We start from the raw sequence: 23,797 nt of genomic DNA, 5'->3' as shown, positions 1-23,797 counted from the left end.
AATCATCCTTCCGTGCGTTGCCATTCAATTATGGTTTTTTGTGACTCGTAAGCCGCCCAATCCAGGTTTTCATCTCGCGCCAACGTAAGGGCATTCGCACAAGTGAATACGCCCCTAACGTATAGGCAAACAGAAATTTAAATGTATGCGACACAAGCGCCGCTCTATAAGCATCCTTACCATCCACACCCAGCAAGACAAGTGACCCGCTCATTGTACTCTCATAGGTACCTATCCCACCTGGGGTAATATGAAAAATTTGTCCAGCAATCGTCATACTATTCGCCCAAACGAGCGAGATTGTCCCTAGCTGCAAGCCGATCATGCGAGCAACAGCAAAGATAACACCAGCTTCTAGGATCCAGCTTAGAGCAATTAAACCTATAATGATGATCCCTTTACCAGAAAGCATTTTTAGATGAAAATAAGCCGAATGCTTCGCTATGAACGGAATTTTACGAATCACAGGCAAGTAATGCGCTGTTGCGAGAATCACCGTTCCCCCAGCCAGCACCGTCACCCATATCCAAGAAGAGGGTAGTCCTAACCGTACGATGCCGATTCCCCCAATGCCAGCAAGCACGAGCATATCAAACAATCGCATAACTGCAACGGAATGGAATGCCTCCTCCCACGATTTTCCCCCATGCTTCATATATAAGCCAGCACGAACGCCATCTCCCGCTTTCACCGGAAGTACATGATTGACGAGCAAGCTATAGCTAATGGCATGAAAATAGATGCTGAATCGCACCTCGGGTCCTGCGTAAATTCGCCAAGCCGCGGCCTTTAAGAGGAAGGAGAGCAGGTAGATGACGAACATGAAGACCAACCATTGCGGTTTATGGAAAAGCAGCCCTACGTCGCGGATCCATTCCTTCGAATCGAACCATTGCCATGTTAATAAAATAGAACAAACGATCAAAAGGATCGCCATGAAACGAAAAATTTGTTTCTTGGTTGGCATATTTGTTGTGACCTTCTTTTAGTTAAGGGCTACCTCAAACTATTTTAGTGTGAGAATGATTATCATGGTCAGTATAGGCGGTTTAGGGGGTTACGTCAACCTAATCTTACTCTTTTGGATAACGAACAAATCACCTTGAGGGTGAAGAATCACGCAGAGCAAGACTGACGAGCGGACAGAATGACTATAGCGATTCTTTATCCGCAGTGTCCTTATATATTTTGTTATCATGCTTATTAGGAGACATGATGGATTTATTCGAAAGAGAGTGAAGCTAAATTATTAATGAAACAATCTATGTCAGCAGGCTTCGAGCAGCTGGTTGTGTTTTCGCCGAAGAGGAAGCCCGGTTACTCGCCTCGGCAGCCCGGACGTCGGACGATCTCATCACCATGGTGGATCGTCGAGTCGCCGGTTTGCCTCTCGAACACGTCATCGGATGGGCGGAGTTTTGCGGACTAAAAATAGCCGTGGATCCAGGAGTCTTCGTACCTCGCCACCGCACAGAGTTTCTCGTTCGTCAGGCCGCAGCCCTCGCACAGTCAGGAGCCGTAGTGGTCGATCTGTGCTGCGGCTCGGGCGCGGTGGGCACAGCACTGGCTGCCGCCTTAGAACGGATCGAGTTGTACGCCACCGACATCGACCCAGCCGCAGTACGGTGTGCCCGCCGCAACGTCACTTCCGCCAGTGGTCACGTATATGAAGGCGACCTCTACGAGCCGCTGCCCGCCATACTTCGAGGCCGCGTCGACATTTTGGTCGCCAACGCACCCTACGTCCCCACCGAAGCGATCAGGCTGCTGCCTCCAGAGGCCCGAATTCACGAATCGTTGGTGGCGCTCGACGGGGGCGCAGATGGTCATAACGTCCAGCGCCGGGTGGCGGCTGCAGCGCCAATCTGGCTGGCACCGGGTGGCCATCTTCTGGTCGAGACTAGCCAGCGGCAGGCGTCGCAGACAGCCAAAATTTTCGCTAGTAATGGGCTGATCCCGCAGGTGGCCAGATTAGACGAACTGGACGCCACAGTCGTAATAGGAACCAGGCCCGGCCTGTCCGCAAACGAGAGGTGAACCTTGCTTGGCAGAGCAGCCAGTAGTAAATAAAAACCCAGTCTAACACTTTATTTTGGTGTTTTGACTGGGTTTTTGTTTATAGATTTGTTCGATTGTGAATGAATTGTGTTCATTACTCTCATTTTTCGGGTGGGCAATACCTTTTATACTAAATATAAAGGTGTTATTGAAATGAAAGGCGGTTTATCCCGATGAAGCCTGAAACTAGCATGGCTCCCCAAAAGCTTTCTTCACGCAAAATAACAACAGCATTCACCCTGAAAGGACGCTGGGAATCGCCCATAGCTGGGTATCTATTTATTTCCCCGTGGTTACTTGGATTTCTGCTGTTAACCTTATGGCCGATGATTCAGTCGATGTATTACTCTTTCACGAAATATACGTTGTTAGATGCGCCAGAATGGATTGGCTTAAGAAATTATGAGCGCATTTTTGCAGATGATGAAATGTTTCGTCAATCATTGAAAATAACGATTCTTTTCGTCGTTTTATCCGTGCCCATCAAACTCTTCAGCGCCTTAATGGTTGCGATGGTGCTCAACAAGAAAATAAAAGGGATTTCTGTTTATCGAACGTTCATCTATTTGCCTTCACTAATAGGGAGCAGCATAGCTGTAGCTATTCTCTGGCAAAATATTTTCGGTATTAACGGTTTTATCAATCGATTTTTAAGTTATTTCGGTATTGATGGAATCAGTTGGATTAGCAATCCCAATACGGCACTAGGCACCTTAATTATTCTGGTTGCTTGGCAGTTTGGTTCTTCGATGGTTATTTTCCTAGCCGGATTAAAACAAATACCTGCCGAGTTATACGAGGCTTCTTCCGTGGATGGGGCATCTAAAGTCAGACAGTTTTTCAGTATTACCTTACCAATGCTGTCGCCTGTTCTGTTATTTAATCTCGTGCTGCAGACAATCGGTTCCTTTCAAATGTTTACCCAAGCCTTCATCATTACGAAAGGCGGACCGATTAACTCCACCTATATGTACGCTTTATACCTATATGATCGCGCTTTTTCAAGATATGAAATGGGTTATGCTTCCGCTCTGGCATGGATACTCCTAGTGGTGATTGCGATCGTAACAGCTTTAATTTTCGCCTCATCCCGTTACTGGGTGTTCTATGAAACAGAAGGAGGGAGAAGAAAATGAGAAACCAGCTAATTGGCGCACGGACTTTTCGAACGCATTTCTTATTAGCACTGTTTAGTCTAGTCATGATATATCCCATGTTATGGTGGGTGGGAGCTGCCTTTAAATCGAATGCGGAGATGAGCTCGCCCAGTTTCTTTCCTACGGAATGGTTATGGAGTAACTTCAGCCAAGGTTGGGTCGCCATTCCTAAGTTTACCTTTACTCATTTTTATCTGAATACCTTTGAACTGATTGCAGGTGTTCTTGTAACGTCTATCATTTCCTGCAGCTTGGTGGCTTTTGGTTTCGCTCGATTGGATTTTCCGCTAAAAAATTTCTGGTTTTCCATTCTGATGGTCACCCTGATGCTGCCAAGTCAAGTGACACTGGTTCCCCAGTACATCATGTTTAATACTTGGGGTTGGGTCAATACGTATCTGCCTTTCTATGTTCCACATGCACTAGCAGGCGGTATCGGAGGACCCTTCTTCATCTTCCTGTTGGTACAGTTTATTCGCGGGATTCCGCGGGAGCTGGATGAATCGGCCAAAATGGACGGCTGCAGCTGGTTCGGCATTTACCTACGAATTGTACTGCCATTAACGAAGCCCGCACTTGTAACGGTCGCCATTTATTGTTTCCTTTGGAATTGGGACGATTTCTTCGGACACTTGCTGTATATCAATTCGGTGAGCAAATACACCGTCGGTCTTGCTTTGAAGCTGTTCGTCGACAGCCAATCAGCGCTTCCGTGGGGACAATTACTTGCCATGTCGCTCGTTTCTATTATTCCATCACTGATTCTCTTTTTTATGGCGCAGCGCCATTTTGTTGATGGCATTGCTTCAGGTGCAGTGAAAGGATAGAATAATATAATAATGAAAAAGGTTGCGCTTCCTGCAGCCTTTTTTCCACTTTTATGGAAGTAAATGAGGAGGAGCTGCTGTGTTTAACTTATTCAAGCGCGTTCGAATCGGCCGCTTGTTCTTTGGAAGCTTCGCCGCGTTCATTGCCGTGCTGCTGCTCATTTCCTCCTGGATCAGCTACAGCCTAACTTCACGCGAGTTAGCTGACAATACCGCCAATTATCAGCAGGATCTGTTAAATGAATTGAATAAGCGCTTGGTCACTCAGTTGAACTCTATTGAGCAAATGTCTCTCGCAGCCTCCAGAAATATCGATATTATCGGATATGATCCTTTGGAGACTGACTTATTTGAGCTAAAAAAGCGTAAGGAAGATTTGGCTAATCTACTTGCCAGCATTACCTACAGCACGACAATGGTGCAATCCATTTATTTATATATCGAACGCCCGTTTGTGACAGATGCGCAGGGGCCAATTCGCGTCTATGACTTAAAGAGGGTGAAGGATGAGGATTGGTTTTCGGACATCCAAAATAATGATTTTGCCTGGGTAAAAGAACGGACTATTCAAACCAATAAAGGCTCGCTATCGGTTACTAGCTTTGCAAGAAAGCTTTACAATAACTCAGGTATCTATTACGGCTTGCTCTTGCTCAATGTGAAATCATCTGAGATCCAGAATTTGATTCGAGGTGAAACGGAGGGAAGAAGCAGACTGTTAGTTTACGATGGCGGCAGAACCATTGCTGCAATCGGTGATCCCAACTTACAAAAGAGTGAGCTGGAGAAGATTAGGTTGATTAAGGAGAAGTCCGGAAGTGTTCATTTAAAAGCGAAACAACAAAATGAATCCTTACTCGTTTGGAGTAAATCCCCCTCGAACTGGACACTGGTTGAGGTGACACCGTGGAAGAACATTGTCCATGGCAGTATTCGATTAGCGCTTATTCTTCTAACTGTAGGTCTATCCGCGATTTTTATCGCTTCCTTTTTCACTTTCTTTATATCCAGACAATTCACCAACCCCATTCGACTTTTGGTTGCTTTTATGAATAAGCTTCCCGACCGGGGTCTTGTTTCGGACTTGCCTTCGGATTATACCAATGAGTTTGGAAATTTATTTAACGGCTATCGTAAACAAATGGAACGGATTGAGGAACTTTTAACATCATTGAAAGCTCAACACAAGCGCCAACGCGAAGCCGAAATTAAGGCGCTGCAGGCCATGATCAATCCCCATTTTCTGTACAACACATTGGATCAATTAAATTGGCTAGCTATTGATTCCGGCCAAACTAAAATCAGTAAGATCCTTTCCTTAATGGGTAAAATGTTTCGCATCGGCCTATCCAATGGTGAGACATTGATTCCCATCGCAGACGAGATGACGCATGTCGAATGTTATTTACAAATTCAGCAGATTCGTTGGGGCGATCGCTTGGCATTCACCATCTCCGTCGATGAAAAAGCCAAAGATCTCTATATACCGCGACTTACCCTGCAGCCTTTTATCGAAAATGCGATCATCCACGGTTTTCATGGGCGAAAGAAAGGAGAAATCCGAGTAAATGTGCAGCTGCTAGGGCAAGACATCCAATTTCAAGTTTGGGATGATGGCGTTGGGCTGCGACCCGATTGGGATCAACCTAAGGCAAGGAAAACAGGCGGTTATGGATTACGAAATGTGAAAGAACGAATTGAGGCTTATTTCGGGCCTCCTTATGGGGTCCATATTACAAGCTCTGAAGGCAGGGGCACCGAAGTCACCATTCTATTGCCGCAAATCCAAAATAAAGAAGAAGTCGAGGAGAGGTATCATGTGGAAAATACTCATTATTGATGACGACTTTCAAGTGTTGGAAGGTATGAAGAAGGCGATTCCTTGGGAGTCCATTGACGCAGAATTAGTTGGTGAAGCCAGTGATGGCGCCGAAGGTCTAGAGATGGTCCGACAAACTCAGCCGGATATCGTGATTACGGATATTTACATGCCTGTGATGAACGGCCTGGAAATGATCGAGAAGCTCCGAGAGAATAACTTTCCCGGTGAACTGATTATCCTTAGCGGTTACGCCGATTTCCAGTATGCACGGCAGGCTTTGCGGCTGCAGGTTAGTGACTACTTGTCCAAGCCCGTAACCATTGAAGAACTGGGGGCTGTGCTAGCCAAAGTCATTAAAGAACTGGAATCGAAAGAACTGAAAAAAATAGAGCAAGAAGAAGTCAAAAGAAGACTGATGATGTATGAGCCCTTTGTGCAGCAAGAATGGCTCAAGTCGGTCATTACCGGCACCTTTAATGAATCGATTGCCGCGGAAAGCATTCTGCTATCTGAACAAGCCTACTGGCTGCAAAGAAACCATCTTGTGATGGGTATAGAGCTGATGAGCACTGTTCGCACGGCTAACCTATCGCTAATCGATTGGAATTTATTTCGTTTTGCATTAGCCAATATTATTAGAGAAATCTTAGCTGAAGATTGGCCTGAGTCTGACTTCATTGAGCTTCACAGCCATCATGCCGCGATTATGTTTCATATGGAGCGTTCGAGTGTAATAGATGACGTTATGCGTAGGATACAATTGATTGGCGAGCGTATCACGGACTGTGTCCTTACTTATCTACGTCTAACGATTCGTCTAGGGTTAGGCCAGATGAAGGAATCATGGCAGGAAATATCGGATTCCACCGAGGAGGCCTTTCTAGATTTATTACAAATGACCATCATCCCGCCGCTTGCACGAGAACATCCATCTACGGTTCCATCAGAGAAGGAACTTGCTATTCGTCCAATTAAGTTTTATCAAGAGCTTGCGGAAGCGATTGTCTATTCCAAGGAAGAAACTGCTGCACAGATTGTGGAAGCTTATATCAACCGTCTGCAAACCATGTCAACCATAACCCCGGCTTACTTGCAGTATTTATGTACAGAGCTGTGGACCATATTTGCTTACTCCTTATACAGCGTAGGTATTGTGCTCGATGAACTGTTTCCAGAAATGAAGCTGCAGCCGGAAATTATTCAAATCCAAACACCAGAGCAATTGCAGCAATGGCTGCGGGGCAAAATTCATATTATTGCAACGAGCCGCCATTGGAACGAGAATTCCAAACATAAAGAAGCTGTTGATTTCATGATTCAATATGCGCATGATCACTATGCCGAAGAGATCAGCTTGGAAGATATGTCGAAGCAGCTTTACTTGTCTCGCAATTATTTGAATCAAATATTCAAGAAAGCGACCGGTGAAACGTTCACGAACTACGTCATACAAGTACGGATGAAGAAGGCGCAAGCCCTTCTAGCCGAAGGCAAATATCTGATTTATGAGATATCCGAAAAAGTTGGCTATAAAAACGTCCCTTATTTCAGCTCTATTTTCAAAAAATATAATGGAATTAGCCCGAGTGAAGTAAGTAAGAGTGGGTTATAACCGGGAATGTACCTATTCGTCGCCATATTGTGATCAATAGTGAAAGAAGTGTGTTCATTACTCTCCTTTTTCTTCTTTTCAGTTGTCCTATAATTAAATTGTAAAGATAATGAGGTAGTGAAAGGGGATTTTCAATGAAAGTGCAGATGAGAAAATGGAGCATGCTCTCGATGACTGCCATGATAGCGCTGTCCCTAAGTGCATGTGGTTCCGGAAATACACCAAGTACTGCGGGAAGCAGCCCTGCTGCAACTGCAGCACCCGCGGCTACAACCTCCCAGCCCGTTAAGCTTCGCATTGTATGGTGGGGTTCACAGGCAAGGCACGACGCTACATTAAAAGCACTAGATGCGTATACAAAGAAACATCCGAACGTGACCTTTGAGCCAGAATTTTCTGGGTTTGATGGCTACGCGGATAAGCTAGCTACTCAAGCTGCAGCCAAAAATGCTCCGGACATTATCCAAATGGATCCAGCATGGCTAGCCGAGTATGCAGGCAGAAACCAGCTGGCTGACTTATCCAAAGGCATTCGCACTGAAGATATCGACAAATCGCTCGTGGATTCAGGCAAATTTAAAGATAAGCTTTATGCCATCGCGCTAGGCAATAATGCAACTGGCATGATCTACAATAAGAATGCCGTCGATAAACTAGGGATTACACCTCCCAAAAACGGCTGGACATGGGATGAATACTTCCAATTTGGTAAAGATGCTAAAGCTAAGCTTGATAAAGACAAATATGTGTTGATGGATGCAACATCCGATTACACCACGTATTCCGCCTATCAAATTAGTCAGGGTAAAGGCTACCCGATCACCGAGGACGGCAAATTTAACTTCGATAAAGATACATGGCTGACCTTTGTTAAGAAATATGCTGAGCTGCGAACAGCCGGAGTTATTCCTCCCGCAGAAATCGCTAGCACAGACAAAGAGTCTGATGCTAAGCTCGATTTAATGAACAATGACAGCGTATTGATGAAACGTACTTTCGCTGCGCTATTCCCAGGGTACGAGGGTGTAAAGCCAGGGGCTTACTCACTTGTTTCTCAGCCTAAAGGAACAAAGTCCAGTGGTTGGCTGAAGCCTTCTATGTTCTGGTCAGTAAGTGCTGATTCCAAGTATGCGGAAGAATCCAAGAAATTCATCGATTGGTTCGTGAATGATAGCGAAGCTGCTGACATTCTAACAACTACAAGAGGTGTGCCGGTTTCCAAGAAAATGCTTGAATACCTAACACCTAAGTTAACTCCCGCAGATAAATTGCAAATTGAACTTATTAAAACTGTTGCTCCTGACGCTCAACCCTTCAATGCTGGGGCTAAAGGTTGGAGTAATTATACAGCTAAAGATTATAAGAGTATCGGTGAAAAAGTGATGTTCGGCAAAATAACGCCAGAAGCTGCCTATGAGGAGCTTGTGAAAAAGGCAAAAGATTATCAATAATCCGTGAATGGAGAGCCTCTTTAGAGGCTCTTTATTTTTGGTTTTGCTGCCTTTGGAGCAGAACGCAAAAAAGAACGACCCTCAACGTAATGTTAAGAGGCCGTTCTTCGAGAATGCTATTTGTGCAAGCTAAGCTTACAGTTTTACAACGTTCTCAGCTTGTGGTCCGCGGTTGCCTTGAACTACGTTGAACTCAACGCGTTGGCCTTCGTCCAAAGATTTGAAACCTTCGCCAGTGATTGCGGAGAAATGTACGAATACATCGTTGCCGCCTTCAACTTCGATAAAGCCAAATCCTTTTTCTGCGTTAAACCATTTTACTGTTCCTACTGCCATGGGTAATACCTCCAAAGTTTTATTAACATGTCTTTTTTCTTGTTTCGAACAAAAAAATTACACATTGGAAAAGGTTTCATTAACTTAATGATAACCCTTTGCAATACGCAATTCAGGGTGAATCTTTAAGACTTAACATTACTTTACCACACAATATCGTGTAATGCAATTATCCCTAGAAGGGATTTCTTGCTAAAGATAAGAACTCTTCCCTGTCCTCTAATTTCAAGGCAATAGCTAGTGCTAATGCGACATCTTTCGACGGCTCGATTCGACCATTTTCGATAGAATTAAGGATGGAATAGCTGATTCCTGCCTTCTCGCCGAGCTTTCGGAGAGTTAGATTCTGCTGCTGTCTGAGCTCTTTTAATTTCGTGTGAAACGCCAATGTTGCGCCCTCCTCAGCCATTTTGGTTGCCTTGCTGTCTGCGAATTTCAGCTTTAATTTTGTCGAATGGGTCCTGCCAATGGGGGGGCTTGATGGTCTTGCCGGTCTCATTTTTATGAACTTGTCCATCGGGCCATACCTTGGACATATTTGCATGCTGAACAATATCAAAAATCGGTCCAGGCTCCACGCCCATTTCAACCAACGTACCAAGGACAAAATATAGCTCATCGATCATTGCATCCACTTCATCTTCCAGTGTGGCTGCTTCTTTAAACTCCTGGAGTTCTTCTTCCATCCAAGCTAGACGAGCCGCTTTGCGGCTATCGGAAAGGCGCTGTGGGGATGTGCCTACTGGATGCTCAAACGTTTCATGAAACTTTTTAACATCATCAAATGCTTTTTTTAAGGTCATTGCGATTCTTCTGCTCCCTTGCAAACGGTTTTCTTTTATATACCATTTAAAAGTGCCCTCGGTCAACAAAAAGCCCTAACTCGATTGATCCTATCGATAGTGAGGCTTCACCATGAAAGGAGATCGAGTGAGAGCTTGAGGAGGTAGATTGAGGCTTAAGCGCGGAGAGAGGCTAACAGGCCGCGCAAACGCGCGCAGCTTGTCCAATTTTATAAACGACGACCTTTTATGAATCTATCTTTCCAGTATCCCTTGTTTAAATCACTTATAACTACACCGGAGCTTGTCGTGTTGCTAATGAATTTACCATTCCCTATATAGATGCCAACGTGATTTATTCGGCCTGGTTTGCTCACGCTAAACAGAATGAGATCGCCTTTTCTTAATTGCGATTTATACTTAACGGGAGTTCCTACTTTTGCTTGTGCGCTCGATCCCCAAGGGATCGTGATGCCATTTTTTTTGAAAACGAGCTGTGTGAACGCGGAACAGTCTAATTTTAAATGTTGGATGTCGCGGACACCGAAACGATATCTCACTTTGCCGACATAGGACTTGGCTGTACGGATAATGTTATCTGCTCGCGTCGCACCTATCGATGTACTTGTTGCGTCAAGAGCATCTATAGAGCTGCCTGCTTCGACGGCTGCATGAGCAGACTGCGGACTAAGGAACATCGTTCCTGAAGTTAACAAGGAAAGGCTTAGGCTTATCCCCACTAACGATTTGCTAAGGCGGTTGTTTTTCACTAATAGCTTGATTGGACTTCCTCCTTCATGGATCGTGTTGTGATGGGCTTGTTTGACCCTGATTCCACCTTACCACACCACGATCATCCAGCATTTACCTGAAAAGGGAGAAAGTCAAGCCACGCCTAGCATTATCCGACATTCTTAGAATTTCATGAGAATTTGATGAAAATCATTCCCTTGACACATATTTATCCGGTTTATCACCTGCGTTCTCCTGGCGATATTCCGACGGGGTTACGCCGTACTTTTTGCGGAAAACTTGCGAGAAATGCCGCATGTCATGGTACCCGATACGTTCGGCCACGTCAGCGAGCTTGAGCTTGGGATTCAGCAGCAGCTGCTTCGCCTGCTCCAATCGCAGGTGAATAACGTACTCCTTGAAGCCTTGACCCGTCTTCTGCTTAAAAAGCTGGCTGAAGTAGACAGAGTTTAGGTAAACGATCGAAGCGACCTTCTCTAGCGATAGATCGGCATGGTAGTGCGTACGGATATATTGCAGGGCAACTTCTATGGAGCGATCGCTGCCGCTGGCATGGTGCTCGTAGACCTGCGTCGTAGACGCTTGCCTCATGCGCTGTACTTCTGCCGGCACTGCCTGGAAGCAGTCGATCAGCTCGGAGCTCATCATCTGGAAAGGCACCTTCAGGTACTTCACGAGATGGCTACGCAGCTCATCCACCAGCAGGGTCAGACTGCCACCTTCCGGCAGCGTAACTAGTCCTAGCAGGCTTTTGCTGTCGTGCACCGTCACGAAGCCCTTGCCGTAGCGCTCGATAAGCTCAAGCAGGACGTTCTCGATAATAAAATTTTCGAGGAAGACAGGCTTATCCGTCTCCATTTTAACCATGATGAGATGAAAATAAGGGTGCTGCTCCATGAAGGGCCCCATATCGATGCGGCCCGTGTCCAAACCCTGCGCAAAGCGCTGGAAAACGGCTTCCTGCAAGTATTTGCGGTTGGCCTTCAGCAGTTCAGCCTCTTCGATCAGCTCCGTATCACGCGTAACTTCTTCGCTAAGCTTGCTGATCATTTCAATCAAAACCTCTTTGCCGATCGGCTTAAGCAAATAGTCCTTCGCCCCTAACCGCACTGCCTCCTGGGCGTAGGCAAACTCCGAATAGGCCGAAATGACAACCCATTTCACATGGGTGTGGCGGCTTCGAGACATATTCATAAGCTCTAGACCGGTCATGCCCGGCATCAGAATATCCGTGAGAACGATATGAATCGGATGGCTGCGCAGCAGCGTGACGGCTTGCTCCGCATTCGCGGCCAGATGAACCCGATGCTCGGGGAAACGATTCTGCAGCGTACGCTGAATGCCCTCTCGTATGACTGTTTCATCATCTACGATGAGAATGTCCATGGTTTACATTCCTTTCCGAGGAAGCGGCATCGCGATGATGACCGTTGTTCCTTCCCCTTGCTTACTATGAATACGGAGCCCGTAGGCATCTCCGAACATTAACGCTATGCGGCGGTGAACATTGGTGAGTCCAATGCCCCGTCTCGTTATCACTGAAGGACTTGCCGCTTGAACAGGGCTTGGCGCTATAGGCTGCTCCATTTTCATCGAAGCCACCATACCACTTACCTGCGTTGTATCCGCGCGCAGCAGCTCCTGCATTTCCTCTAGGGTGCTCTCTTGGATGCCTACCCCGTTATCCTTAATAATGATATGAAGCTCTTGCTCATGAACCTCCGTAAATACACGGAGATTACCCGGCTCACGGGATGGCTCCAGCCCATATTTAACGGCATTCTCGATGATCGGCTGCAAGGTCATTTTCGGGAGGATGACATCCAGATAATCGGGATCAATTTGTATGTCTGTGCTAACCCTACCCTCTAAACGGCTTTCAATTATCGTGATATAATGCCGCATTTGATCCAGCTCCTGCCGCAGCGTCGTCTTAGACGCTTCCTGCCAGTCGCTGCTGTATCGAAACATATGGGACAGGGCTAAGATCACCTTGCCCAATCGATCGTTCTCCCGCTCATCCAGCATCCAATAAATCATATCCAAGGTGTTGTAGAGGAAATGAGGGTTAACCTGCGATTGAAGCGCCTGCAGCTCCGCATTCTTCTCACTCATGGAAGAGAGTGTAATGCGTTCGATAAGCTCATCCATCCGATTCACCATTCGGTTAAACGATGAAACCAACGAATTAATTTCCTCAAACGACTTCACCGTCACCGATCCTTTGAAATTCCCCATCTCCACTTGCTTCATCTCGCGGATGAGAAGCTTGAGCGGTGATGCGATGTTGCGGGAAATAATGCTCGCCAGGACCGTCGATAGAATGACCAGTGCAATAATAACGAGGTATAAATACTCTCTAGTCCTCACAACCTCGGCGTTGATATCCTCTTTTGGAGTCAAACCAAGCACGGTCCAATCGGACATCTTCGCTTTCGCGGCGACGAGGAGATGATCCGTTCGATCATCAACGATGATCTCATTCGCTTGAGGACGCGAAAGCCCGCTGAAAGAAGGCGGAATGACCTTCTCTTCCGCAGTAGAAGCGATCATCCGATCTTCCCGGTCAACAATGTACACTTGACTGTTCGGGCTGATGGTAACGTTCGAAAGAGCGGCAAGAATCGGCTGCGGATTCGTTTCAATGAGCATAACGCCTATCACCCGATGGTCGGTTAAATCATACAGCTTGCGCCCGAATATGAATAACGGATCCTTCTGAAACTGATTGATGACAGAGCCTTGGAAAAGCCCAAGCCATACCATTTCTCCCGAGGAGTCCTGCAGCTTCCGGTACCACTCCGAGGATGGATAGTTCGTGTCCATAACACTATGGAATCCTCGTTCGTAATTATAGTTTTTGCCGGCATTCGTAATCACATGAATTCCGACAATATCATCGCGCGAGTAATAGATAGCCCCTAAGATATTGGTAATCGTGCGCTCATTAATAATGCTAATAGCTTCATCCTTATTGGTGTCGCGATCTTGGATTAATCTGAGCAGCTCAAAATTGCTGTTCAGGGATTTCGTAATACTGTCATAGCCTTGCAGCAGCAAATCAAATAAACCTACCGTTTGAGAAATATTTTTCTCCGCCAAATCACTAATTTTGCTATGGATAATATCCGTCGTCTTCTTATAATAGAGCACGCTTCCCAGGAGAACGAGGACTAACATACAGGAGATAAATAGTAGAAATAGCCGGTTATGAATGGAGTGTATGCCTCGTGTCACTTCGTTGTCGGTCCCCTTTCGTTATACGCTACTTCCTATTTTATCATAGGCATCCCAAGAAACAGCAAAAAGAGAGGGGTGAAATTAACCCTTCACCGCTCCCGCTACCATACCTTTTGTAATTTTATCAGCTAACAAGAAATAGATGAGAATGACCGGCAGCGCGCCCAGTACAAGGAAGGCACCGATTGCTCCGTAATTAACCGAATATTGACTGACGAAACTGTTGACACCGAAAGGAAGCGTCTTGAGCCGCTCGGACGAGATGAAAGTCGCCGCGAGAATGTATTCGTTCCAGATACTAATGAAAGTTAAAATACAGACTGTCATCATTGGAGGAATGGAAATCGGTAAGATGATACTACGGAAGATCCGGAAAACCCCCGCGCCATCCATGACGGCGGATTCCTCAATCTCACTCGGAATGGATTTCATAAATCCACTGAGGATAAAGACCGCAATCGGCGTCTGGAACGCTATATAAGGTAGAATGATCGAAATATGCGTGTTCAGTGCGTGTAGATTTTTGAAAATAATCATGAGCGGCAATAGCGTTGCCTGCAGCGGAACCATCATTCCGATGAGGAAGATGACCATCACGACCTGACCGTATTTCCACCGGAATCGGGCGATTGCGAACGAGGTAAGGGAACTGAGTAGCAGGACGCTCGCCATCGTAACCGAAGTGACGAATAAGCTGTTTTTCAAATATTGAAAATAGTGTCCCGCCTTGATCGCATCGGTAAAATTCTTCCATTGAAGCGTATGAGGGAGAGCAAAAAATTGGCCCGACAGGATTTCTTCATTGCTTTTTAATGAGTAAATGGCCAGCCAAAGCAGCGGATATACTTGCGTAACCACAAGTAGAGAAAGAAAGGCGATCACGATGATTTTGACGATAGAGAGGCGTTTGCGTCTCCGAATGGTTGCAGGCTTAGCCGAAGCTATTTCCCGTGCGGTCTGCATGGTAACACTCCCCTCCTTCATGAAAATCTTCTCTCTAGTCGGTTGAATACCGCATTAATAATAACCGTTGCGATCAAACACATGCCGACCAAGAAAGCCGCAATCGCGCTTCCGTACCCATATTTCATGGAGAGGAAGGACATGTTGTACATATGCGTGGAAATCACGTCTGTCGCGTGTGCCGGTCCCCCTGCGGTCATGACCATGACCATGTCGAACGCTTGCAGCGAGCCAATGAAGGCGAGGACGATCGATATTTTAAAAATCGGAATATTCATAGGGAAAGTAATGTGCCAGTCGGCTTTAAGCCCCTCGGCTCCGTCAATCCGGGCTGCCTCATAAATATCAGCAGGGATGTTCTGAATACCGGTAAACTGGATCAGCGTATGGTAACCCAAGTACTGCCATAGGGCTACAAAATAGAGAGAATACATTGCAATCTTAGGATCTGTCAGCCACGATCTCGTCCAACCATGTAAATTCAACATATCGAGCACTTGATTGAGCATGCCCCCCATCGCGGCGGGGTTATAAATGGTTTTCCACAATTGACCGATGATAACGACGGATAAAATAACAGGTAAAAAGTAACTCGAAACGAGAAAATTAGGTTTTTTAATAAATCGGTTCAGGAGAATAGCTACACCTAAAGCGACCGGAATTTCGGCCATGGAAAACACAGCAAACATCAATGTACGGCGAACAGACGGCCAGAATACAGGGTCTGCGAAAAGCAGCGTTTGAAAATTTTTGAAACCGACGAATGTTGACTCGCCAATTCCGTTCCAATCCAGCAATCCACTGTAAAGAGACACGAGAATCGGGACGAAAACGAGACTAACATAGATCAGCAAACACGGTAATACAAACATGGCAATTGTCCACTTGGAGACTCTTAACACATTCACTTGGCTCGCCTCCTTTCTGGCATATACCAATCGGAATTCACCTTCAGCCCTTTGCGGCGCTCAAGATAAATTCCGATTCGGCTGCTAATTCATCTTATTTTTTATTCGTTTCGTAAGCGGTTTGGTGTTCTTTACCTACTTCAGCAGGATCTTTCTTCTGTACGAAAAGGTTTTGGATACTTGTTAAGTGTCCTTGCGCTGTTCCTGGGTTCATCGTATTGTCGAACGCAAGATCGCCACCTTTTACTTGTTTGAACAAACCAAGCACTTCCATCGCCATATCGGAGTAACCAGCGGCTTTGAAGTCGCCATCTACTTTTTGTGCGATACCTACAGCGCCTTTTACAGCGAAAGCTTCTTTAGGGAAGTTCAGCATGAAGTAGTTCAAGAAATCTTTGGTTTCTTTCAAGTGTTTGCTGTTTGCAGATATAGCGAACGCGCTTCCTGGAGCAAGCATGAACTCGTCTGGGTTCCCTTTACCTTTAACCGTAGGGAATTTAAACACGCCAACTTTACCATTAACGGAAGATGTTTCGATTCCGCCCGTTGCCCAGCTGCCCATGAAGTACATAGCGGCTTTGCCGGTTTTGAACAAGTTTTCGCCTGCGTTGTAGTCAAAAGATGTTGCGCCCTCTTGGAATGCGCCAGCTTGAACCAGGTCTTGGAAGCTGCTTACTGCTTCTGTGAATGCCGGATCAGCGAACGTCTTTTTGCCATCAACAACAGATTGTAGGAAGCCAGGACCGCCATTTGTGCGAAGCAGTACGTTCATGAACAAGAAGGAACCTGTCCAGGAATCTTTTTCACCGATCGCCATTGGCTGAATGCCTTTACCTTTGAGTGTTTTTACCGTTGCAACCATTTCTTCGAAAGTCTTCGGCACTTCAACGCCAGCTTGCTTGAATAGATCTTTATTGTAGTAAACAACGGCAATATTGTTACCGTCAGGTAGTGCGTAGATATTGTTGTTAAACGTGTACCAGTTCAGAATGCCTTCTTGGAACGTCCCTTTTAATCCGTTTTGATCCACCATGTCGTTCAGTGGCGCGAACAGGCCAGCATCGACGAAAGGCTTCATTTGCGCTGCCGGATTCACGATCGTGATGTCGGGAACTTCTTTGGAAGCGGCTTGTGTTTTGAGCTTCAGCTTTTGTTGATCCGTGTTCAGGGAGTCAAGCTCGATCTTGATGGTCGGATTTTTCGTTTGGTAATCGTTAACGATTTTCTTCAACATGCCGTTCTTTGGATCGGTTGGATCCGGATATATATTCTGGAACGTGATCGTAATGTTCTCCTGCTTTTTAGCTTGTGCTGTCGCAGCCGGTGCCGTGCTTGTGTTCGTATCTGTTGTGCTGCCGCTCGTGCTTCCACCTGCACCGCAAGCTGTTAAGCTGATAGCTAGAAAGCTAGCTGCAACGACGCTTAGTGCTTTATATTTAGTTACCAATGTGAATCCCCCTCGTTTGTTGGTTGTTCTTGATGTCCTTATTATCGCTCGGAAACGGTAACCCTTACAATGTGGGAACTATAGGCATGATGTTTGATTTTTATAGGTTTATGTTGGAAGTGGAGTATGGGGAGGTGCTGGGGGGAGATTGTCGGAATAATGAGGCGAAGTTGCTGGGGGGGAGTGAAGATTGGAGCGGCAAGTGGAGTGATTGCTGGAAGTGATAGGTGGGAGCGACTGCTGGAGTTACATGTGGAAGGACGGAAGCGATCAAGTTGTATTTTGTACAACAATAATCAGGTTAAACCGCCTTTTAGAGGCAAATGTTGCAGAAAATACAACAGTTTCGCCTAAGAGAGTCCATTTGGGGTGAAATGCGGCAAAGTTGTTGTACAAAGTACAACATTTCTAGTTTAAGGCGATGATATCCAGAATAATGTTGTACGCTGTACAACTTGCAGACATCAGACTTTACTATTAGATCCCTTTATTACCACAAAATGAGAGGATTCATCTAATGTCAAAGCATTTTGTTACAATTTCGAACCCTCGATTATTTCATTCGGCATCCTAAACCAGCATAAGTTAAACGAAATTTCGAGCTCAGAACCTCTTATCTATCGTCTATCACCCATCACTTCTCACACTTCTCACTTCACACCTCCCTCACCCTAGCCTCTCACTTCTCATCTCCTATATTTTATTTCTTATGCCTTATCTCTTATTTCCTATTTCCTATTTCCTTTCCCTATCTCCAATCTCCTATCTCCAATCTCCTATCTCCTATCTCCTATCTCCTATCTCCTATCTCCTATCTCCTATCTCCTATCTCCTATCTCCTATCTCCTATCTCCTATCTCCTATCTCCTATCTCCTATCTCCAATTATTTTCAACTATATCTTCAATTTCAAATCCTCCAGTTACTTCTCAAATCTCCCCCTCTTCCGAACCCATACCAACACCCAACTTAGCCTCTCCTAATCCGCTCACTCCACAAAAAAACAAAAGCCATCTTCCCTTCCGGCTGATCGATATGTTTTCACATTCCCAAAGCCTATAAGTACCCTTACAATAACAATCAAATTCCTATTTTTAATAATAGCTTCCTATACAGTAAAAAAGATCAACCTCTCTCGCTAGTCCAACGAGTAAGAGATTGATCTTTAAAGATAAATGATGAGTGCAGCTTGTAAAGACTAGTAAGCCTTCGGAACCTCGACTCTGTGTGTTACACCGTCTTCGGTAAAATAGATATGCGTGTCGAAGCCTTGATCATCCATGAAATAGGACACGTATTTCGGCTCGCCGTGCTTGATCGGCACAAGGAGTGTAGCAATGCGGTGGCTGCGTGCCGGCTTGGTCGTTGCTTTGAGATGCCAGTGCAGCGGCAGTCCCTCGATTTCGGCTGGATCCACATCCGTAAAGCCTTGATGCTGCGTCAGCTCCAGCTCACCGGATGAGCAATAGACGAAACGCCCGTCCATATCCGCCTTGCGGCCCTGGACTTTGAAAGTCTGCCCGTTCAGCTTCATTTCATAAAGCGTCTGGAACAGCCATTCAATAGAGCCTGCCTGCGACAGGTCGATATGGTCGACGACAACAACGTACGTGCCGAAGAAGTAGAGTTCGCGTACGTAACGCTCCAAATTCGGAACGTACTCCTTGTAAGCTGCTGTTGCGTTACTACGGGAATAACCGTAGCCTTTGCGCTGCTCGGCAACTTCAACAAACCCATTTGCTGCCATGTTCAGCACTTTGTTCTTCTCGGCATATTGACCCAAACCGTCAATCAAAATATTGTTCGTCGAGCGCGTCTGTCTGCGCCAGTTCATGTGCATCGTGCTGCTGAATGCCACGTAATAACCGCTTTCAATGGCAAGCGGTTCCCCGTAAGCATGCAGCAGGAAGCCGTTCTGGTCGCCATGACTATGGCTGACAGAGCCGTATTTGCTGCTCTTCGTCAGCAGCATGATATGGCGCTCTGGATCGGCCATTTGCGAGTGAAATGCCACCCAGCCGATATCGCGGAACCATTTGACCGGCTCGATATTCGCATCTGTTGGGGCGATAGCTTCCACTTGCGGATAATCATGACGGTAGACCATTTCGTCGAAACGGAAATCCCACCAACCATAGTTGTAAAATTTCATTTCCGAATCGGTATCCGTCTCACGTACCCGCTCAAAATACCACTGGTATAGTCCATTACCAGTCACACCAGCGAACTGACGGATGTTAAAGCCAGTTTTCAAGCTAACTGGATCACCAAGGGTCGATTGGTCGCCGAAGCTTGCGCGAAGGGTATCCGGACTGAATGCGTATAGCGGGAAATCGCCTGTTTTCGCGAAAAATGGTCTTTTATAAAAGTTAATGCCTGTATATTTCTTCAGCAAATTCATCGCTTCCGTAACAAAAGCCATCCCGGTCGTCCAATACATCGGACCTTCCGCCCAGCCTCCGTCCGGTCCGCCCCAAGGAGAATATAAGCACGCATAGTATTCAAGGGTATAATCAAGCCATTCACGAACTTCCGGCTCCTCATTCAAGAGCGCGATGCAGCACGGGACCAAAACACTGGATAGCGAACGCACCGCATGACTGTCGAACGGCACATGATGGATCTTGGAATGCTCGATAACATGCTGGGCGATTTGACGCGTACGGGCGAGCAGGACTTGCCGCACCCGCTTCCGCTCATCCTCTGTTAGCTGGGCATGAAGCCAGTCATAGCCCCAAGCGATAGCTCCAGCCATACGGAAGGAGGCTTCGTCGTTATAGTCACGGCTTGTTGTACCGTTCACGTCCCAGCTGCACAGGTGGAGCAGCCACGTTTTCGCGCGATCTAGCAGCGTTTCGTCATTCAAAATCGTTCCGGCCACCACGAGATGGCGAACCGCATAGAGTGCTTCTTGGGTGTCCATGTACATTTGGCGCCATAGCTTAGCTACACGCTTATTGCCCGGATACGGCAGCGGCTCTGAAATCAGCTCACGCTCGATCCAAGGCTTAACGGATTTCTCGTAGAAGACATCAAATCCGCAATAGGTCGGATCTGCAGCTAGTCCACTGCGGAAGGCATCGAGCTCAGCAGATTGAAGCCATAATCTAGGATGCTGGGAAGATGCTTCCGCGTATCGGCGTTCTCTGCTAGGCAGCGGAGTTTCCGGTAAATCGGCTGGCACCTCGAAGCGTCGAACGAGGCTCCAGACGCTTTGGGAGCCATCTTCCTGGAGAAGGGCGTACCGCCAGAAATATGTACCCGGGGTTAGCGCATCATCCGGTGTATATAAGTTATATGGAATCGGCTTTATCGTTTGTGTGTCAGCCTGAGAGAAGGCCTCAGAATGCGAGATTTGCAGTACATAGCGATCATGCTCCAATTGTGCAGGAATCCACGTGAAACGAGGTGGGTTCTCCAGCAGTACGGTCTGCTCATTCGGTTCGTATTGCACAGTTAAAACGCCGCTCTGCGGTTCGTATAATGGCGACAATGATGTCATATCCATTCTCCTCCCGGGTGGGTTCTCTATTGAAAATGTCTTATATAAAAAGCAAGCCTTTATCTGCTGTTAATTGAATACGGTTCGATTGTCCCGGAACAGTAATGGCGATTTCCTGTGCGGAAACGCGAGTAAGTTCAGCACGGCTGCCTGCACGATACACATGAATAAAGTCAGCCTTGCGGTCATTGCGACGGTGAAGCATCGCTGTAAGCGACTGACTCGGATCAACGGAGTCGCCTGGTGTCTGTACAGCGAGAAGCTCATCGCCCGGCTGAACAAGTGCCGTGTGGAACACGGTTGCGGCGGAGCCGTTAGTATCAGAGCCAAGGGCATAAGATACGTGTAATTGAGCCGAACCGCTTGCTTTGACGGAATCGCTTGGCACGAACTGGCCGATGACCGGCAGATCTTGCACTGAGACAGTGGTCGTATCGGAAGCAGCATCCTTCTGCTCAATGAGAAGCTTGTAAACTTCATCTCGGCTACGCAACTGCTCCGAATGCGTTTGAACAGCAGGATGCATCCACCACTCGATGCTTTTCGGCTCTTCGCCTGCGAGTTCGACTTGGAACCAATCCAGCAGCCACTCGCCAGTAAGCAGCAGATGGCGATTCAACGTACATCCTTCATAGGCTTCTGTTGACTGCAGCCAAGCGTACACGGTCGAATCGTTGGCCTCATAGCGGACGCAGCGCCCTTCATGCGGCGCCTGGGATCGGCCATCCAGCGACACGGTGTTGTGGCTGGCGGTTTCGGCAAACCACGATTTCCGCATGGGCGAGCCGTAAGGCACCATCCCGAAATCGGGCGTCAGGGTTTGGTCCGTGTGCATCAACGTCAGATGCAGCTTATCGTAATGGCCGTGGGACCCGCCGTGCTCGCCGAAATCGGCGAGGAACGACAGCGGGTTCCCGGCTGCGCGGCCGATGACGAAGCCGGCGGCCGGCCAGAGCCGCGACCCGCGCGGCTCTAGGGCAGGCGCGCGGTCAGCGGCCTCGCCAGTGCCGTAGAGCAGCGCCTCGAGCTGCTCGCCGCCGGCAGCGCCTAGCTGCCGGTACGCTTCGCGCAGGACCGGCGCGAGCCCGGCGATGCCGTAGATCGCGAGCCCCTGCTCAGCGATCTCGGCGATCTCGCGGGCGTAAGGGTCCCGCGCAAGCGGCCCGTCATGCAGGGCGGGCAGCGCGCCCTGGTCGTCGGCTAGATCGGCCAGCGCCTCGAGCATGCCGCGCATGGATTGACCATCTGCGCCTGTCGTGGCGTAGAGATCAATACCGAATCGCTGCGCCATCTCTGCAGAGATTAAGTACGCCCGAAGCACGAATACATGGTAATACGTGCTTCCCTCGAACTCCAGCTGGTCGGCCTTCACGCCGATCGATAAGTGATGCTTGAAGCCGCCTTGGCCTTCAATAAGTGCTTCCAGCGCCGCTTGCTCTCCGCGAGCGGCATAAACACAAGATAATGACGCGTTCAGCCAAGCGGTGTAGTTGTTCTCCGCATTGTTCCGCTCATGAATCAGGATGTGCCGGTATTCTTCCATACTCCCTGCGAGTAAACTCAGGAAGGCATCAATCGCCACCTGCTCCTTCGCCTCGAAAATAACACCCTCATCGCGCAATAACAAGAAAGCGCGAATCAAGGTCGTGGACCAGATCGCCTCAGTCAGCGCCTGGTGAAAAGCACGCCCCTTCAGCATCCAGCTCTGAGCTTCTGGATGCACAGGGTAGAGCGGAAACTGCTCTGCGTACTCTACGAGCAGCCTTTTACTAATCTGCGCATATGACTTTTCACCCAGCGCTGCATAAACGGCCGCTGACTGCAAAGCCACCCGCGCAAGTGATTGGTGCTTGAACACGAGCCAAGCGCCTCGGTAAGCTTCGCCCTCAATTATGCAGCCGTGCGGACATAAAAATTCGGACGCATCCACCTGCATCGAATCGAACGTCAGTTCGGTATGATGGTGTGGACAGACATACTGGTGCCACCAACCCCCAGGTTCCTTAGGAATGGAAAGGCTGCCTGCTTGCTGCAGCCTATCAATTTCCTCTTTCAATATGTGTGCTGTGCGGCCTGCCCAAGTCAGTTTTTCCAGCTTTAGACCTAGCCTCAGCGCGGTACTCATCGCATCATCATCCCGCCATTGATTTCGATCGTTTCACCCGTTACGTAGGCAGCAAGATCGGAAGCAAGGTAAAGCACGGCGCCTGCTACATCATCTGGCGTTCCTTCACGCTGCAGTGGAATGCCATTCACTGTTGCTTGGCGTGCTGTGTCTGTCGTGAATGTCGCGTGGAACATCGTATTGCCGATAAAGCCAGGAGAGACGTTGTTGACGGTAATTCCACTTGCCGCTACTTCCTTGGCTAATCCCTTGGAGAACGTTTGTACAGCTGCTTTACTAGCTGCATATATGCTGGAACCAGGTCCGCCTCCATTATGCGCAGCAACCGATGTCATGTTCACGATACGGCCGTAGCCCTTCGCTTTCATGCCGGCAAGCACTCTTTTGGACATGAACACGGCACTCTTTAAATTTACATCCATAATACGGTTGTACATCTCTTCAAACATTTCAGAATTCGCCACACGCTGAATGAGATGGCCTGCATTGTTCACGAGAATATCAATCGTCCCACCCAAAGCTTGCTCAACTTCACTAACGAGTCTGTCGATTTGCTCCAAATTCGTAACATCCGCCTGTACCAATACGGCCTCGCCGCCTGCCGCTTGAATGGCTGCTACAACTTCCTGACCTTGTGCAACGTTATTCAAACAGTTCACACCAACCTTCGCCCCATTGCTAGCCAACGCTAATGCAATTGCGCGACCAATCCCCGCATTAGATCCTGTCACCAGTGCAATTTTCCCCGTCAAATCGATGTTCATATAAATTCCTCCCATGTATGTGTTTTGTTATCCTATTTAAAAGCCTGAAAA

General features: G+C 47.4%; 19 protein-coding genes. 6 read left to right on the top strand and 13 right to left on the bottom strand.

Annotation, left to right across the window (positions count from 1 at the left end):
• Positions 1-28: 28 nt before the first annotated feature.
• A complete protein-coding gene (locus AC58UU_RS29075) occupies positions 29-967 on the bottom strand; it encodes a lysylphosphatidylglycerol synthase transmembrane domain-containing protein (RefSeq protein ID WP_497320756.1) in 939 nt (312 codons plus the stop codon).
• A 278-nt stretch (positions 968-1,245) separates the two neighbouring features.
• Here AC58UU_RS29075 and AC58UU_RS29070 point away from each other — a divergent pair, with 278 nt between their 5' ends.
• The 6 genes from AC58UU_RS29070 (at position 1,246) to AC58UU_RS29045 (ending at position 8,927) form a co-directional block, all read left to right on the top strand.
• Entirely contained in the window at positions 1,246-2,037 is a 792-nt protein-coding gene (locus AC58UU_RS29070; RefSeq protein ID WP_497320779.1) for a putative protein N(5)-glutamine methyltransferase, read from the top strand.
• 194 nt (positions 2,038-2,231) lie between these two features.
• On the top strand, positions 2,232-3,194 hold the full coding sequence (locus AC58UU_RS29065; RefSeq protein WP_497320754.1) for a carbohydrate ABC transporter permease: 963 nt from the start codon (positions 2,232-2,234) through the stop codon (positions 3,192-3,194).
• Positions 3,191-4,042: a carbohydrate ABC transporter permease gene (locus tag AC58UU_RS29060; RefSeq protein WP_171643598.1), complete on the top strand. Its 852-nt coding sequence runs from the start codon at positions 3,191-3,193 to the stop codon at positions 4,040-4,042. Before AC58UU_RS29065 ends, AC58UU_RS29060 begins: the two co-directional genes overlap by 4 nt.
• A 79-nt stretch (positions 4,043-4,121) precedes the next feature.
• The gene (locus AC58UU_RS29055) at positions 4,122-5,882 is read left to right on the top strand and encodes a cache domain-containing sensor histidine kinase (protein ID WP_497320752.1); all 1,761 of its coding nucleotides are present in this window, start codon (positions 4,122-4,124) and stop codon (positions 5,880-5,882) included.
• Positions 5,860-7,476 (top strand): response regulator, encoded by a 1,617-nt coding sequence (locus AC58UU_RS29050; protein WP_497320750.1) that lies wholly within the window; start codon positions 5,860-5,862, stop codon positions 7,474-7,476. The genes AC58UU_RS29055 and AC58UU_RS29050 overlap by 23 nt, the downstream gene beginning before the upstream one ends.
• Before the next feature lie 134 nt (positions 7,477-7,610).
• Positions 7,611-8,927, top strand: coding sequence for an ABC transporter substrate-binding protein (locus tag AC58UU_RS29045; RefSeq protein ID WP_497320749.1), 1,317 nt, complete (start codon positions 7,611-7,613; stop codon positions 8,925-8,927).
• Between the two features lie 135 nt (positions 8,928-9,062).
• Here the strand turns inward: AC58UU_RS29045 and AC58UU_RS29040 are convergent, their stop codons facing one another.
• The 12 genes from AC58UU_RS29040 to AC58UU_RS28985 all read right to left on the bottom strand — a co-directional run bounded on the left by AC58UU_RS29040 (position 9,063) and on the right by AC58UU_RS28985 (position 23,746).
• Entirely contained in the window at positions 9,063-9,263 is a 201-nt protein-coding gene (locus tag AC58UU_RS29040) for a cold-shock protein (protein ID WP_028555213.1), read from the bottom strand.
• Between the two features lie 175 nt (positions 9,264-9,438).
• Positions 9,439-9,651, bottom strand: coding sequence for a helix-turn-helix domain-containing protein (locus AC58UU_RS29035; RefSeq protein WP_171643602.1), 213 nt, complete (start codon positions 9,649-9,651; stop codon positions 9,439-9,441).
• A gap of 13 nt (positions 9,652-9,664) precedes the next feature.
• A complete protein-coding gene (locus AC58UU_RS29030; RefSeq protein WP_497320747.1) occupies positions 9,665-10,066 on the bottom strand; it encodes a pyrophosphohydrolase domain-containing protein in 402 nt (133 codons plus the stop codon).
• 209 nt (positions 10,067-10,275) lie between these two features.
• The gene (locus AC58UU_RS29025) at positions 10,276-10,815 is read right to left on the bottom strand and encodes a C40 family peptidase (RefSeq protein ID WP_497320746.1); all 540 of its coding nucleotides are present in this window, start codon (positions 10,813-10,815) and stop codon (positions 10,276-10,278) included.
• A gap of 172 nt (positions 10,816-10,987) precedes the next feature.
• Positions 10,988-12,184 (bottom strand): response regulator, encoded by a 1,197-nt coding sequence (locus AC58UU_RS29020; protein WP_497320745.1) that lies wholly within the window; start codon positions 12,182-12,184, stop codon positions 10,988-10,990.
• A gap of 3 nt (positions 12,185-12,187) precedes the next feature.
• Positions 12,188-14,035: a sensor histidine kinase gene (locus AC58UU_RS29015; protein ID WP_497320743.1), complete on the bottom strand. Its 1,848-nt coding sequence runs from the start codon at positions 14,033-14,035 to the stop codon at positions 12,188-12,190.
• 84 nt (positions 14,036-14,119) lie between these two features.
• Positions 14,120-15,001, bottom strand: a complete 882-nt coding sequence (locus tag AC58UU_RS29010) for a carbohydrate ABC transporter permease (RefSeq protein ID WP_497320741.1) — start codon at positions 14,999-15,001, stop codon at positions 14,120-14,122.
• 17 nt (positions 15,002-15,018) lie between these two features.
• Positions 15,019-15,909, bottom strand: coding sequence for a carbohydrate ABC transporter permease (locus tag AC58UU_RS29005; RefSeq protein ID WP_497320740.1), 891 nt, complete (start codon positions 15,907-15,909; stop codon positions 15,019-15,021).
• Between the two features lie 94 nt (positions 15,910-16,003).
• On the bottom strand, positions 16,004-17,356 hold the full coding sequence (locus AC58UU_RS29000; protein WP_497320739.1) for an extracellular solute-binding protein: 1,353 nt from the start codon (positions 17,354-17,356) through the stop codon (positions 16,004-16,006).
• A gap of 1,197 nt (positions 17,357-18,553) precedes the next feature.
• Positions 18,554-20,857, bottom strand: coding sequence for a DUF4962 domain-containing protein (locus tag AC58UU_RS28995; protein ID WP_497320737.1), 2,304 nt, complete (start codon positions 20,855-20,857; stop codon positions 18,554-18,556).
• A 40-nt stretch (positions 20,858-20,897) separates the two neighbouring features.
• Entirely contained in the window at positions 20,898-22,982 is a 2,085-nt protein-coding gene (locus AC58UU_RS28990) for a heparinase II/III domain-containing protein (RefSeq protein ID WP_497320736.1), read from the bottom strand.
• The gene (locus AC58UU_RS28985; protein ID WP_497320734.1) at positions 22,979-23,746 is read right to left on the bottom strand and encodes an SDR family NAD(P)-dependent oxidoreductase; all 768 of its coding nucleotides are present in this window, start codon (positions 23,744-23,746) and stop codon (positions 22,979-22,981) included. The genes AC58UU_RS28990 and AC58UU_RS28985 overlap by 4 nt, the downstream gene beginning before the upstream one ends.
• Positions 23,747-23,797: the final 51 nt, after the last annotated feature.

Source organism: Paenibacillus sp. JT22N1, assembly GCF_059692155.1.
Note: the sequence above shows the minus strand (reverse complement) of the source record. Positions and strands in the feature narration are given on the sequence as shown.